Raw genomic sequence first — 13,361 nt, 5'->3', positions numbered from 1 at the left:
AAACATGACAATAAAATAGAGAGGAATAAGCAGTCATGAAATTGTGGATGAGAAAGACCCTTGTGGTTTTATTTACCATTGTAACGTTCGGGCTCGTATCTCCTCCGGCTGCCCTTATGGCGGACAAGCCTTCCGGACAGCCGAGCAGTCTTGAGCAGAATGATTACACCGCTTTTTATGATGAGCATGACCTGTACGATGATGAGTCGGATGACAGGCAAAATCCTGAACTGCTTTTTCAATCGTACAAGGAACAGCTCCTTGACAGCGCTGAGGATCAGTCCTTTTTAAAATTCGGCAGCAGAATCGCTCCGGTCATTGAGGATGACTATCGGAAAGAGATCCTGCCAAAAATCGAAAATGTGATTAGTGAATATTTAGCGACATTGCAAGTTGATGAGGCGTACCAAGATGTTGTGATCTCAAGCATGCCTTCAGCGGGCAAAACGGAAAAAATTTTCAACGTTTACAATCGGACAACTGGAGAAGATCTTCTCAGATTCCATGTGCGAAGAGACCATCCGCCGCATGACGGCTACTGGTTTAATTTTCATTATCATACAGCAGAAGATGGATTTCAATCACATCATGAGCTTGGGAGCATTTACTGGGACCGCAACACGCCTCCCAACTGGATGAGTGCCTAAAGGAGATGCCATTAGACATGAAAAAGTACACAATGAATGAAATGGTCGATATAACAAAGGATATGCTGAACAAACGGGGCGTTATGATAGAAGATATTGCACGGATTGTTCAAAAACTTCAGGAAAAATACAATCCAAATCTGCCGCTTAGTGTTTGCATGGAGAATGTAGAAAAAGTCCTGAACAAACGTGAAATTATTCATGCTGTTTTGACAGGCCTTGCACTCGATCAGCTTGCAGAACAGAAGCTTCTCCCCGAACCGCTGCAACACCTTGTTGAAACGGATAAACCGCTTTACGGCATAGATGAAATTATCCCGCTTTCAATCGTTAATGTGTACGGGTCGATCGGTTTGACCAATTTCGGTTATTTGGATAAAGAGAAGATTGGAATTATTAAGGAACTTGATGAAAGTCCAGACGGTATTCACACCTTTTTGGATGATATTGTGGCAGCTCTTGCTGCAGCAGCGGCGAGCAGAATTGCCCATACGCATCAGGATCTGCAAGATGAAGAAAAAGAACAGGATGAAAAGCCTGTCGTCAGCTGACTATAAAAAAATCATTTCTGGGTTCAGAAATGATTTTTTATTGTGTTACACTACTAGAAGACTACTTTTAAAGGATGAAAAAAATGAAACAGTATAAGGATTTATGCAGACATGTTTTAGAGCATGGTGAGAAAAAGGGAGACCGGACAGGGACCGGAACAATCAGCACTTTCGGATATCAAATGAGATTTAATTTACGGGAAGGCTTTCCGATGCTCACCACTAAAAAACTCCACTTTAAATCAATTGCGCATGAACTGCTGTGGTTCTTAAAAGGAGATACGAATGTACGCTATTTGCAGGAAAACGGAGTGCGAATCTGGAATGAGTGGGCTGATGAAAACGGTGAACTTGGACCTGTATATGGCTCCCAATGGCGTTCTTGGCGGGGAGCTGATGGAGAAACCATTGATCAAATTTCCCGTCTTATTGAAGATATTAAGACAAATCCGAACTCCAGACGCTTAATCGTCAGCGCCTGGAATGTTGGTGAAATTGATAAAATGGCGTTGCCGCCGTGCCATTGCCTGTTCCAATTCTATGTGTCTGACGGCAAGCTGTCCTGTCAGCTGTATCAGCGCTCTGCCGACGTTTTCTTAGGTGTGCCGTTTAATATTGCATCTTATGCCCTGCTAACCATGATGATTGCTCATGTGACTGGGCTTGAACCGGGCGAGTTCATCCATACGTTTGGTGATGTTCATATCTACCAAAATCATATTGAACAAGTCAATTTGCAGCTGGAAAGAGATGTTAGACCGCTTCCGCAGCTTCGTTTCGCCAGAAAGGTTGATTCTATTTTCAACTTTGCATTTGAGGACTTTATCATCGAGGATTATGATCCGCATCCTCATATAAAAGGGGCGGTCAGCGTATGATTTCATTCATTTTTGCGATGGATGCCAACAGGCTTATCGGCAAAGACAATGATTTGCCGTGGCATTTGCCCAATGATCTTGCATACTTTAAGAAAGTAACATCGGGCCATTCAATCATTATGGGCCGAAAAACATTTGAATCGATCGGACGTCCGCTTCCAAATCGGAAAAATATTGTCGTTACCTCAGCGCCGGCTTCAGAATTTTCGGGATGCACGGTTGTCGGTTCATTAAAGGATGTACTGGACATTTGTTCAGGCCCTGAAGAATGCTTTGTGATCGGAGGGGCTCAGCTCTATACGGACCTTTTCCCTTATGCGGACAGACTGTATATGACGAAAATTCATCACGAGTTTGAGGGTGACCGTCATTTCCCTGAATTTGATGAATCCAATTGGAAGCTGGTTTCTTCTGAGCAGGGGATCAAAGACGAAAAAAACCCGTATGATTACGAATTTCTAATGTATGAAAAAAAGAATTCTTCTAAAGCGGGAGGATTTTAATTGGTTCGCTACAGCCTTCTAGTGGTTTATATTGTGTATATGCTGTTAAAAAATATGAAACAATTATTTAATCAAACAATGCTCGATCCCCGTCTGTCATACAAAAAACAGATGACTCTTGTGTACGAACAGCCAAAGGCGTTTTTGGAAGGCTGTATCGGCATCTCCGGTTCAGTTGTGACGATCCATCAGCCAGAGCCAATACCACACGGTCCTGTTTTGTATGTGCATCCCCGTTTGCGTTTGGCTGAACTGGCCTTAATTGCTGGATATATTGAGGAACCGGCCGGCTTTATCGCCAACCCAAAAGTGTTCCGCTTGCCTTTTATCGGGCAATGGCTGGATCGGATGGATGTGATTTCAGACGGTGATTCAGAAAAGGTATATGAAGATGTGACAAAACAGCTGGAAAAGGGACAAAGCCTGATTCTTTCACTAGATGGTTCTATTGATCCTATAGAACTTGCGGCCCGCTATCATCTTCCGTTGGTGATGGTGGAAACGAAAGGAACAGATAACATGCAAAAGGGCTCGTTTTTTAAACGCTTAAAACCGGCAGACATTGAATTGTCCTTTTCAAAAGCTTATATACCTGCCAATGAAAAACAATTACGTGCATAAAAAAGCGCAGTCGTGAAGACTGCGCTTTTCTGTTACTGTTACGAAAGGAACGGCACCTTTACACAATAGAAGAGCACGCAGAAAAACATGGCAGCGCTCCCGCCCAATACAAAGCTGTGCCAAATGGCGTGATGGAAGGGGATCTTTTTCCAAATGTAAAAGATGGTTCCGACAGAGTATAAAATGCCGCCGAGAAAAAGGAGGCTGAATCCCGCTCCGCTCAGTGAAGCATATAAAGGTTTAACTGCAATAATCATCAGCCACCCCATGACTAAATACACGAAGGTTGACAATAGGATAAACCGTTTCACAAAGAAAATTTTAAAAACGATTCCGCCTAGGGCAAGTGACCATACGATAACCAACAGGGTAAAGCCGAGTGTGCCTTTCAGCGGTCCAAGCAAAAAAGGCGTGTAGGTTCCGGCGATGAGTACGTAAATCGCGCTATGATCAATAATCTCCAAAATGTCCTTCGTTTTTTTATGTGTGATGCTGTGAAGCAGGGTGGAGCTCAAATATAACAGCAGCATAGAGACACCGAATATTGTAAAGCTGACAATGTCCCATGCAGACCCGTAATTAGCCGCAAATATGATTAGAAACACTAATGCTGGGATGGATAAGAGGACACCGATGCCGTGTGTAATCGCATTGGCGATCTCTTCTTTGATTGTAAACAAGTACATTCTCCTTTCGATCGCTAGATCATTTGATTTTTTAACGTATCTATAAAGCTCAAGCCCTCAAAGGTAATTTTTGTGCCTGCGCGTCCGCGGCTTTTGGTGACATAATCTTTTTTCTCCAAATAGTCGAGACGGCTTCTGACCTGCTGAGGAGTTAACGAGGTTTGGGTATTTTTGCTGTGTTCAGAAATGATCCGTCTGCTGGCAGGTTCTCCTTTTTCGTTCAATACTTTTATTGTTTCCAAAATAAACAAAAACTCAGCTTTTTCCATTAAAGTCAGCAGCTTCGCTTTTTTCTTCGACGTTTTTCCGTCTATCGCGCCTCTAATATATGGCGGCAGGTCATATGGCTGAATCGTTCCTCCGCTTGATACTGCCGCCATATAATCTGCAGCGTTTTTTAATTCCCTGACATTGCCTTCAAATGCATGCTTCTCAAGCACGGGAAAAACGGAGGGATCGATTAACAATTGCTGACCGGAATTTGAGAGAAAATGCTGTGTCAAAAGCGGAATATCGCTTTTTCGTTCCGATAATTCGGGCAGTGTGAGCGTTAAAATGTTCAGTCTGTAGAATAAGTCTTGCCTGAAGGTATGTTCCACGGATCGGTCTGCAGAAGCACAGATCATTCGCGGTTTCTCCGTGTCTGAATCAAGCGCTTTTAACAGCTGAGCTTGTACAGAAGCAGGCATGCGCCATACATCATCAAGAAAAAGGGTTCCTCGTACTGCTTTTTGAAAAACACCTGTGTTTCCGTTAGGGCCAAAAAGCTCATGAATAAGGGTTTCTTCCGAATGGGTGCTGCAATTGACGCTTATAAACGGTTCATTGCTTCTCGAAGATTCCAAGTGTATGGCATGTGCGAAGTGATTTTTGCCTGTTCCGATTTTTCCTGTTATTAAGACAGGAAGCTCCGATAACGAGAACTGCTTGGCGATTCGCTTCGCTTCCAGGAAAGTTTGATGTTCTCCGATTAGATGTTGAAATGTATTGAGTTTTGGTGCACTATTCATCAATTGGCTCCTTTTGGTTCTAATTGGTTTCATTATATCATGCCTTTTGGTTGAAAACACCCTTTATTTTACGATCATCTTTTTTCTTGGCTCTGCAGGATAATGGTTGAAAAGAAGTTACCACAAGATGTGATGGACATAGTCTGTATTTTTTTAATTATTAAATAAAAATAATTGTCTTATTTTTTGAATATTCATGTTATAATGGCATATTAAATAGGGATTTAAAACAAGAAAGGAATCTGTACATGAAACCGTTGCTTAAAGAAAACTCTCTCATCCAAGTGAAAGACATTTTGAAGGCTCACCAAAACGTAAAGGACGTTGTCATTCACACACCTTTGCAGAGGAATGACAGACTTTCTGAGAGATATGAATGCAATATCTATTTAAAACGTGAAGACTTGCAAGTTGTCAGATCTTTTAAGCTCAGAGGGGCTTATCATAAAATGAAACAGCTTTCCAGCGAGCAGACAGAAAACGGAGTTGTGTGTGCAAGTGCCGGAAACCACGCTCAAGGTGTGGCATTTTCGTGTAAACATCTTGGCATTCACGGGAAAATTTTTATGCCGTCTACTACACCGAGACAAAAAGTATCTCAAGTTGAACTATTCGGAAAAGGATTTATCGATATTATTTTGACAGGTGATACGTTTGACGACGCGTATAAAAGCGCCGTTGAGTGCTGTGAGGCTGAATCTCGGACGTTTATCCATCCGTTCGATGATCCGGATGTGATGGCCGGACAGGGGACGCTCGCAGTCGAGATTTTAAACGACATTGATGCAGAACCGCATTTTCTTTTTGCAAGTGTCGGAGGCGGCGGCCTTCTCTCTGGGGCAGGTACATATTTGAAAAACGTGTCTCCTGATACAAAGGTAATTGCTGTTGAGCCGGCGGGAGCGGCATCCTACTTTGAATCAAACAAAGCTGGGCATGTCGTCACACTTGATAAAATTGACAAGTTTGTAGATGGGGCGGCTGTTAAAAAAATTGGCGAGGAAACCTTCCAGACGCTGGAAACTGTCGTTGATGACATTCTCCTTGTGCCTGAAGGAAAAGTATGTACATCCATTCTTGAATTATATAACGAATGTGCGATTGTTGCTGAACCGGCCGGAGCTCTTTCTGTCGCAGCGCTTGATTTGTACAAAGATGAAATCAAAGGAAAAAATGTGGTGTGTGTGGTCAGCGGGGGGAATAACGATATCGGAAGAATGCAGGAAATGAAGGAGCGTTCCTTGATTTTTGAAGGTCTTCAGCATTATTTTATCGTCAACTTTCCGCAAAGAGCGGGGGCGCTCCGCGAATTTCTTGACGAAGTCCTCGGGCCGAATGATGACATTACAAGATTTGAATATACGAAGAAAAATAATAAAAGCAACGGACCTGCTCTTGTCGGCATCGAGCTGCAGAACAAAGCCGATTATGGGCCGCTGATTGAACGGATGAACAAAAAACCGTTTCATTATGTAGAGGTGAACAAGGATGAGGACTTGTTCCATTTGCTGATCTAATTTTTTTACACAACCGCGCAAAATGACAGACAGCCCGGCTGGCATCATATATAATAGAAGAAAAACAAAAAAGAGGATTGATAACTTGTTACTCAAAAGCCTAGAGTTCAAACGCGGTGACGGGATTCAGGTGAAAGTGACAGAAATACCTGTATTAAAGGAAGATGAGCACTATTTCTTTATGTTACATCACCATTTGCAATTCTACTTAAAAGAAGTGTTTTCATCAAACAGCAGGGCAAAAGTGTATTCTTTCCGACATTATATGAAGCGCCGGATGAAGTGGGCAGATTATCAGGCTGTATTTCATCAAGAGGTGTTAAAGCACAACGCGTAACATGCCGTTTTTTACCTGCATGCCCTCCTTTGTAATCGTTAATGGGAGGCATGCAGGATTTTTTTTGCTCAGTATCGAATACAAACATGGGACAGTAAGGACGGTTTTAGAAAGCGTTTTTATGCTGGCTGGAAAGGGTGGATGTCATGAAGGTTATCAAGGGGTTAACGGCTGGGCTGATTTTTCTGTTTTTGTGTGCATGCGGAGGACAGCAGATTAAAAATCCGCTCAATTACGAGGTGGAGCCTTTTACATTTCAAAACCAAGACGGCAAGAACGTTTCTTTAGAGAGTTTAAAAGGAGAAGTATGGCTGGCGGATTTTATTTTTACCAATTGTGAAACTATATGTCCGCCAATGACCGCTCATATGACCGATCTGCAAAAAAAACTGAAAGCCGAAAATATAGATGTCCGCATCATATCATTTAGTGTTGACCCAGAAAACGATAAGCCGAAACAGCTGAAGAAATTTGCCGCAAATTATCCATTATCTTTTGATAACTGGGATTTTCTCACGGGATACAGCCAGAGTGAGATTGAGGAGTTCGCACTTAAGAGCTTTAAAGCGATCGTAAAGAAGCCGGAGGGAGAGGACCAAGTGATTCATCAATCTTCTTTTTATTTGGTAGGTCCGGACGGTAAGGTGCTGAAAGATTACAATGGAGTAGAGAATACACCGTACGATGATATCATTTCCGATGTGAAGTCAGCCAGTACACTCAAGTAAGCTAAGAGACTAGGCATTTGCAAATCTTCTAAAACATGATACACTTTCCACTAGTAGAATGGGAAGGAGCAACAAGATTGAAGCTGCGCATTTTTTCAATCATGGCCAGTTTGATTTTGCTTCTTACTGCGTGTACGAGCATACGTACATCATCTGAGGGAAAACAAAAAGCCCATGAAACGAAAACAAAAGAACACATTGTCATAGCGGCTGTCGGAGATTCGCTGACAGAAGGAGTCGGAGATCCCGACGGAAAGGGATATGTCGGCAAGGTGGCGGATTCTATCCGGTCAGATAAACAAGTCAAAACGGTCGACGTGAAAAATTATGCCGTAAAAGGGAACCGTTCGGATGATTTATTAGAAAAACTAAAAGATAAAAAGGTTCAAAAAGGCATAAAGGACGCAGATTATGTCTTTTTTACAATTGGCGGTAATGATTTGATGAAAATCCTTCGCCAAAACTTTCTGCAATTAACCGTTGAACCGTTTCAGGAAGCGGAAAAACCGTACGAAAAGCGCTTTGAAAAAATCATTTCTGAAATTCGCGAGCTGAATGATCACGCTGAGCTGATTTATGTCAGCATGTACAATCCGTTTACGTTTACATTATCAGAACTAAATGAAATAAATGGTGTCGTCACGGATTGGAACCATATTGCTGAAAAAGAGCTGAAAAAAGATAAACATGCAAAAATCGTTCATATCGAAGATTTGTTCAATCAAAAAAGTGACAGCAGCCGAATTTCTGAGGAGGATGATTTTCATCCTAATGGTACGGGTTATTCTCTTATCGCAAAGCGCGTCTATCAAGCCATTAAAAAAGAAGGATTACCGAAAGAGTAGGGTGACAGCATGAATAAGTGGAAGCGACTGTTTTTTATATTGCTTGCAATTAATTTTATCCTCGCCGCCGGGTTTGTGGCACTTGTTTTGCTCCCGGGGGAACAGGCTCAGGTGAAGGATTCATCTGAGAGCGAGTATGGATTTCAAGTGACAAGCACAAAAGAATCATTAGCTGCGTTTGTTAACTCATATTTAAACGACAAAGCATCAAACAAGCTTGATTATAAAGTAGAGATTGATGATGATGTTCATGTCGCAGGGAAAATCAAGGCATTTTCCACGTCTATTGATGCGTTTATCGCTTTTGAGCCGACCGTGAAAAAAAACGGTGATGTAGAGCTGAATGTCACGAAATTTTCGTTAGGGAAATTGAGTATACCAATTAGCTTTGTGTTAAATTATATGGACAGCTTTTATGAATTGCCGTCATTTGTCCATGTTCACCCCGGAGATAAAAGCATTGAAGTGCGTTTGTCAGAAATGCCTTTAACGAATGGAATGTATGTCAAAGCGGATAAGATAAATTTAGAAAAAGATGAAATTGAGTTTTCCTATTACCATCCCAAACAATAGAGGTGACTGAAAATGAAACGGATTTACCAGTATTTCAGTTTATTATCTTTTACATTTTCCCTGTACTTCGGCTGGCTTGCTTATCATCATCTGACTGCTGAAGACATGGATCAAATGTATTTGAATGTTTCCTATTGTGCCTTGTTCCTAAGTGTGATGGTGTTTACATTCGGTATGCGAGACCGAAAAAAAACCGATAAGTCATGAAAAAAGAGACATGAAACAACGTCTCTTTTTTCGTGCGGTCCGAAGAAAATTTGAGAACACAAGGAGAAAAGATGAAAGCATACGATTTTACACAGGGGAACGTGCTGAAACAGCTTGTACTGTTTTCAATGCCTATTATGCTCGGAAACGCATTACAGGTTTCCTTTCAATTTATAGACAGCTTGTGGATCGGCAATTTACTGGGGGCAAAGGCCCTTGGGGCAGCCGCGGTATCAAGCACGATTGTTTTGACCGTGCTGTCTTTTATTTTGGGCCTTAACAATGCGACGTTAACCATTTTATCTCAGCAAAAAGGAAAAGATGATGTAAAAGGAATGGCGTCGTATATTAACGCTTTTGTTGTTTTATTAACAGGCCTAAGCATCGGATTCGGCGTTGCCGGTTTTTTTCTCTCAGAGCTTTTGCTGCGTCTTCTAAAAACGCCGGAGTCAATGATTCCGCTTGCTGAGACGTATTTACAGATTCAATTTATCGGCATTTTATTTTTGTTTGGTTATAACTTTATCAGTACTGTGCTTCGTGCGCTGGGTGACAGCAAGACACCTCTCCGGTTTATTGCGTTTGCTGTTGTACTGAATACAGTGCTTGCGCCGCTCTTTATTTCTGTGTTCCGCATGGGAATAGCGGGAGCGGCTTATTCAACGATTTTGTCACAGGGCATTGCGTTTTTGTATGGGTTGTTTTATGTCATCAAACACAAGCTTGTGCCATTCTCGATTCCGAGAATGCCCAAGTGGGAAGAGTCCGCGCTGATTTTGAAACTCGGGATTCCGGCAGGTCTGCAGATGATGGTGATTACAGGCGGTATGATGGCGATTATGAGTGTTGTCAACTCATACGGAGATCACGTGGTATCAGGCTTTGGCGCGGTGCAGCGGCTTGATAGCATCATCACGCTTCCAGCAATGGCTGCCGGTACGGCCGTCAACAGTATGGCAGGGCAAAATATTGGAATCGGAAACGAAAAAAGAGTGGGAACAATTGCAAGGCTGGGTGTGATAGCTGTTATTTCCTGCATGCTGGTGATTGCGGTTATGATTTGGGTATTTGGTAAATATCTCATAAGGTTATTTATCAGTGAGCCCGATGCGGTCGCATTTGGTGAACAATATTTGAAGTGGATCGCGTTTTTCTACCCTTTTATTGGGATTAATTTTGTGCTGAACGGAATCGTCAGGGCCGCGGGAGCGATGCTGCAGGTTCTGGTATTAAATTTAATCTCGTTTTGGGTGTTGAGATATCCTTTCACAGCTCTATTTTCAGCTTGGCTTGGACAAAAAGGAATCGGGCTTGGAATCGGAATGAGTTTTTTATTTAGCAGCTGCGCGGCATTTTTGTATTATAGATATGGCCGCTGGAAAGCAATGAAGCTGTTTACTGAAAAATAAGTGAAGCACTGCGAAAAGCACATACCTATATATCGGTATGTGCTTTTTTTCACCGTTTTTTATCAAGTTTGCTGAAGAGCTCGATTAACGTGGCAAGTTCAGCATCAGTGTAGCAGTCAAAGCGTTTAAAGAAATATTCCGTTTTTTTCTCGTTAAAGTGCTGAAGGACTTTTTCGCCCGCTTCAGTGATATGAATGCGGATGATGCGTCTGTCTTCCTTCGATCTGATTCTCGTAATCCATTCCTTTTCTACCAGCGCATCGGTCACAGCCGTAATGTGGCTTGCCGATACCTCTAAAATAGGCGCAAATTCAGTGACTTTTTTAGGCCCTTGTTCACTGAGGATCCGAAGAATGGTGAATTCATTCCGCGACAGCTCTTTATCTAAAATTTCATTGATTTCATTGCGTATTTGTTTAAAGACTTTACGGAGTAAAGTTTCCATATCGTACATCATCTGTGTTCTTACTTTCAAATTTGTGAACCTCCATTACATAAGCATATTGCTTAAAACCTATAGATTTTATTGAAAAGCAGAATCATTTTCATTCTATTTTTACATGCTATAATATAATAATACCACGTATTAACAAAGGAGGCACCAGTATGTCTGAAAAAAAAGAAATCGCCACATTTGCAGGAGGCTGTTTTTGGTGTATGGTTAAACCTTTTGACGAACAGCCGGGAATTGAAAAAGTGGTGTCCGGGTATACAGGCGGCCATACTGAAAACCCTACGTATGAAGAGGTGTGCAGTGAAACGACGGGACATCGTGAAGCCGTTCAAATCACGTTTAATCCTGATGTATTCCCTTATGAAAAACTGCTTGAATTATTTTGGCAGCAAATCGATCCGACAGATGCCGGGGGGCAGTTTGCTGATCGCGGCAGTTCCTATCGCGCAGCCATTTTTTATCATAATGATAAACAAAAGGAGCTTGCGGAAGCTTCCAAGCAACGTCTGGCGGAAAGCGGCATCTTTAAAGATCCGATTGTAACGGACATTTTAAAAGCTGAACCTTTCTATGAAGCGGAAGGCTACCATCAGCATTTTTATAAAAAGAATCCAGCACATTATCAGCGCTACCGGACAGGTTCCGGACGAGCGGGATTTATCAACGAGCATTGGGGGGCTAAATAAATGGCGTACAATAAAGAAGAAAAATTGAAGTCATTAAATCGCATGCAATATGAAGTAACGCAAAATAACGGCACGGAGCCGCCATTTCAAAATGAATATTGGGATCATAAGGAAGAAGGGTTGTATGTAGACATTGTGTCAGGCAAGCCATTGTTTACATCCAAGGATAAATTTGATTCCCACTGCGGCTGGCCAAGCTTTACAAAGCCGATTGAAGAAGAAGAAGTGGAAGAAAAACTGGACACGAGCCACGGCATGATTCGCACAGAAGTAAGAAGCCGAACTGCTGATTCTCATCTTGGCCACGTATTTAATGACGGACCGGGGCCAAACGGACTTCGTTACTGCATAAATTCAGCAGCGCTGCGGTTTGTTCCGAAGCATAAGCTGAAAGAAGAAGGATACGAAAGCTATCTGCATCTCTTTAATAAATAAAGTGTTAAAAACAGGCCTGCCTAATGGATAGACAGGCTTGTTTTTATGCCTTTTTCTCTTGATGCAATTCTTCAATAATCTGAGCAATCCTTTCTTTCGTAATGAGCGGGGCTTGATCTGATTGATACCCAGGCAGATTGACTTTGCGAAAGTCAGGATGTTTTTCCGGCTCTGGAAGGATCGCATAAAGGTTGCCCCATTCATACAGTGATTCAATTTCATGTGGAGATGTTAATTCTTCGTGAAGCTTTTCACCTGGACGCTTGCCCACTTCTACTGCAGCCGGCCGCGGGAGCCCGTGCTGCGATGCATATTCTTCAAACCCATGAATCAGTTCTTCAAGTTTCAGTGATTCCATTTTGAAAATAAAGGTTTCTCCGCCTTTTGTAATAGCAGCTGATTGCAATGTCAATGTAGCTGCATCGTCTATTGACATGAAAAATCTGGTCATGTTTTTGTCTGTGATGGTCAGAGGTTCACCCTCCATCATCTGTTCAAATAATATCGGGATGACCGAACCTCTGGAACCGAGAACATTTCCAAAGCGTACCGAACAAAACAAGGTTCCTTTGTTTTGGACGTGGCGGTTTGCTTGATGAAACAGCTTTTCAGATAACAGCTTGGTGGCACCCATTGTGTTCACAGGAGATACAGCTTTATCTGTACTGATATTAATGACATGCTGCACTCGGTGTGAAAGGGCAGCTTCCACCACATTTTGTCCGCCGATGAGATTGGTCTGGATCGCTTCAAATGGATGGTCCTCACATGTCGGAACCTGTTTCAGCGCAGCCGCGTGAAAGACGATATCGACGCCTTTCATCACCTGATTCACCCTTCTGTGATCGCGTATATCTCCGAGTACAAATAATAGCCGCTTATCCTCCGCATACTTTTGGCTCATGACATACTGTTTACTGTCGTCTTTGCTGAATACAATCACCTGTTTAGGTGTAAGCAGCAAAAGGCGTTTGACAATTTGACTCCCGATTGAACCCGTTCCGCCAGTGACTAAAACTGTTTTGTTATGGAAAAATGGTTTTAGTTCTGCTGTTTGCTGTTTAGGCATGGCTTATCCTCCAACTCTCGTTTCTCTACCATGCATCATATGTTCAACTTTGTAATCGAATTAATGAAAGCAACCAATAAAACAAAATTTAGGGGAATGATCATGTCACAAAGTGTTCTTTTTTAATAGAAAATGGAAAAATGAACGTAACTAGGGAACAACAAACCTAAATGAACAATGTACTAAATATTCAACATATTTTTAT

At 42.1% G+C, this 13,361-nt stretch carries 18 protein-coding genes; 14 read left to right on the top strand and 4 right to left on the bottom strand.

The genetic code is table 11. The features are described 5' to 3' along the window. Nucleotides 1-35 precede the first annotated feature (35 nt). From CW370_RS06120 to CW370_RS06100, 5 genes are all read left to right on the top strand, one after another. Nucleotides 36-647: a YpjP family protein gene (locus CW370_RS06120; RefSeq protein WP_024572097.1), complete on the top strand. Its 612-nt coding sequence runs from the start codon at nt 36-38 to the stop codon at nt 645-647. Nucleotides 648-664: 17 nt separating this feature from the next. Continuing rightward, entirely contained in the window at nt 665-1,198 is a 534-nt protein-coding gene (locus CW370_RS06115) for a phosphatidylglycerophosphatase A family protein (RefSeq protein WP_101169527.1), read from the top strand. 83 nt (nt 1,199-1,281) lie between these two features. Then, on the top strand, nt 1,282-2,076 hold the full coding sequence (locus CW370_RS06110; protein ID WP_024572096.1) for a thymidylate synthase: 795 nt from the start codon (nt 1,282-1,284) through the stop codon (nt 2,074-2,076). Next, entirely contained in the window at nt 2,073-2,579 is a 507-nt protein-coding gene (dfrA, locus tag CW370_RS06105; RefSeq protein WP_024572095.1) for a dihydrofolate reductase DfrA, read from the top strand. Before CW370_RS06110 ends, dfrA begins: the two co-directional genes overlap by 4 nt. Next, complete coding sequence (locus CW370_RS06100; protein ID WP_024572094.1) at nt 2,580-3,200, top strand: lysophospholipid acyltransferase family protein; 621 nt, start codon at nt 2,580-2,582, stop codon at nt 3,198-3,200. It abuts the gene before it with no gap. 38 nt (nt 3,201-3,238) lie between these two features. Here the strand turns inward: CW370_RS06100 and trhA are convergent, their stop codons facing one another. Both trhA and CW370_RS06090 read right to left on the bottom strand, forming a co-directional pair. Beyond that, entirely contained in the window at nt 3,239-3,880 is a 642-nt protein-coding gene (gene trhA / locus CW370_RS06095) for a PAQR family membrane homeostasis protein TrhA (RefSeq protein WP_004398522.1), read from the bottom strand. Between the two features lie 20 nt (nt 3,881-3,900). After that, entirely contained in the window at nt 3,901-4,896 is a 996-nt protein-coding gene (locus tag CW370_RS06090) for a sigma 54-interacting transcriptional regulator (protein WP_029946001.1), read from the bottom strand. 248 nt (nt 4,897-5,144) lie between these two features. On the opposite strand from CW370_RS06090, the gene ilvA reads away from it, so the two are divergent. From ilvA to CW370_RS06055, 7 genes are all read left to right on the top strand, one after another. Further along, the gene (gene ilvA, locus CW370_RS06085) at nt 5,145-6,413 is read left to right on the top strand and encodes a threonine ammonia-lyase IlvA (RefSeq protein ID WP_024572005.1); all 1,269 of its coding nucleotides are present in this window, start codon (nt 5,145-5,147) and stop codon (nt 6,411-6,413) included. A gap of 85 nt (nt 6,414-6,498) precedes the next feature. Further along, nucleotides 6,499-6,750, top strand: coding sequence for a YpmP family protein (locus CW370_RS06080; RefSeq protein WP_004399020.1), 252 nt, complete (start codon nt 6,499-6,501; stop codon nt 6,748-6,750). 146 nt (nt 6,751-6,896) lie between these two features. Next, nucleotides 6,897-7,478: a cytochrome c oxidase assembly accessory protein ScuA gene (scuA, locus tag CW370_RS06075; protein WP_024572006.1), complete on the top strand. Its 582-nt coding sequence runs from the start codon at nt 6,897-6,899 to the stop codon at nt 7,476-7,478. Between the two features lie 77 nt (nt 7,479-7,555). Continuing rightward, on the top strand, nt 7,556-8,323 hold the full coding sequence (locus tag CW370_RS06070) for an SGNH/GDSL hydrolase family protein (protein WP_003245956.1): 768 nt from the start codon (nt 7,556-7,558) through the stop codon (nt 8,321-8,323). A 9-nt stretch (nt 8,324-8,332) separates the two neighbouring features. After that, a complete protein-coding gene (locus tag CW370_RS06065; protein ID WP_015251867.1) occupies nt 8,333-8,896 on the top strand; it encodes a YpmS family protein in 564 nt (187 codons plus the stop codon). A 12-nt stretch (nt 8,897-8,908) separates the two neighbouring features. Continuing rightward, nucleotides 8,909-9,103 carry a protein YpmT gene (gene ypmT, locus CW370_RS06060; protein ID WP_017696912.1) on the top strand — a complete coding sequence of 65 codons (195 nt, stop codon included), beginning with the start codon at nt 8,909-8,911 and terminating at the stop codon, nt 9,101-9,103. Nucleotides 9,104-9,174: 71 nt separating this feature from the next. Further along, nucleotides 9,175-10,512 carry an MATE family efflux transporter gene (locus CW370_RS06055; protein WP_024572007.1) on the top strand — a complete coding sequence of 446 codons (1,338 nt, stop codon included), beginning with the start codon at nt 9,175-9,177 and terminating at the stop codon, nt 10,510-10,512. Between the two features lie 49 nt (nt 10,513-10,561). Here the strand turns inward: CW370_RS06055 and CW370_RS06050 are convergent, their stop codons facing one another. Beyond that, entirely contained in the window at nt 10,562-10,987 is a 426-nt protein-coding gene (locus tag CW370_RS06050; protein WP_004398634.1) for a MarR family transcriptional regulator, read from the bottom strand. A 131-nt stretch (nt 10,988-11,118) separates the two neighbouring features. Here CW370_RS06050 and msrA point away from each other — a divergent pair, with 131 nt between their 5' ends. Together msrA and msrB are read left to right on the top strand one after the other, a co-directional pair. Continuing rightward, nucleotides 11,119-11,652 carry a peptide-methionine (S)-S-oxide reductase MsrA gene (msrA, locus tag CW370_RS06045; RefSeq protein WP_024572008.1) on the top strand — a complete coding sequence of 178 codons (534 nt, stop codon included), beginning with the start codon at nt 11,119-11,121 and terminating at the stop codon, nt 11,650-11,652. Beyond that, on the top strand, nt 11,653-12,087 hold the full coding sequence (gene msrB, locus CW370_RS06040; protein WP_024572009.1) for a peptide-methionine (R)-S-oxide reductase MsrB: 435 nt from the start codon (nt 11,653-11,655) through the stop codon (nt 12,085-12,087). Nucleotides 12,088-12,130: 43 nt separating this feature from the next. On the opposite strand, the gene CW370_RS06035 is transcribed toward msrB, so the two are convergent. Further along, nucleotides 12,131-13,156, bottom strand: a complete 1,026-nt coding sequence (locus tag CW370_RS06035) for an SDR family NAD(P)-dependent oxidoreductase (RefSeq protein WP_024572010.1) — start codon at nt 13,154-13,156, stop codon at nt 12,131-12,133. Nucleotides 13,157-13,361 lie beyond the last annotated feature (205 nt).

The sequence above is a fragment of the Bacillus sp. SN32 genome (assembly GCF_002837495.1).
Classification (GTDB): domain Bacteria; phylum Bacillota; class Bacilli; order Bacillales; family Bacillaceae; genus Bacillus; species Bacillus subtilis.
The sequence above is the reverse complement of the archived record's forward strand: the minus strand, read 5'-3'. Positions and strand labels throughout refer to the sequence as shown.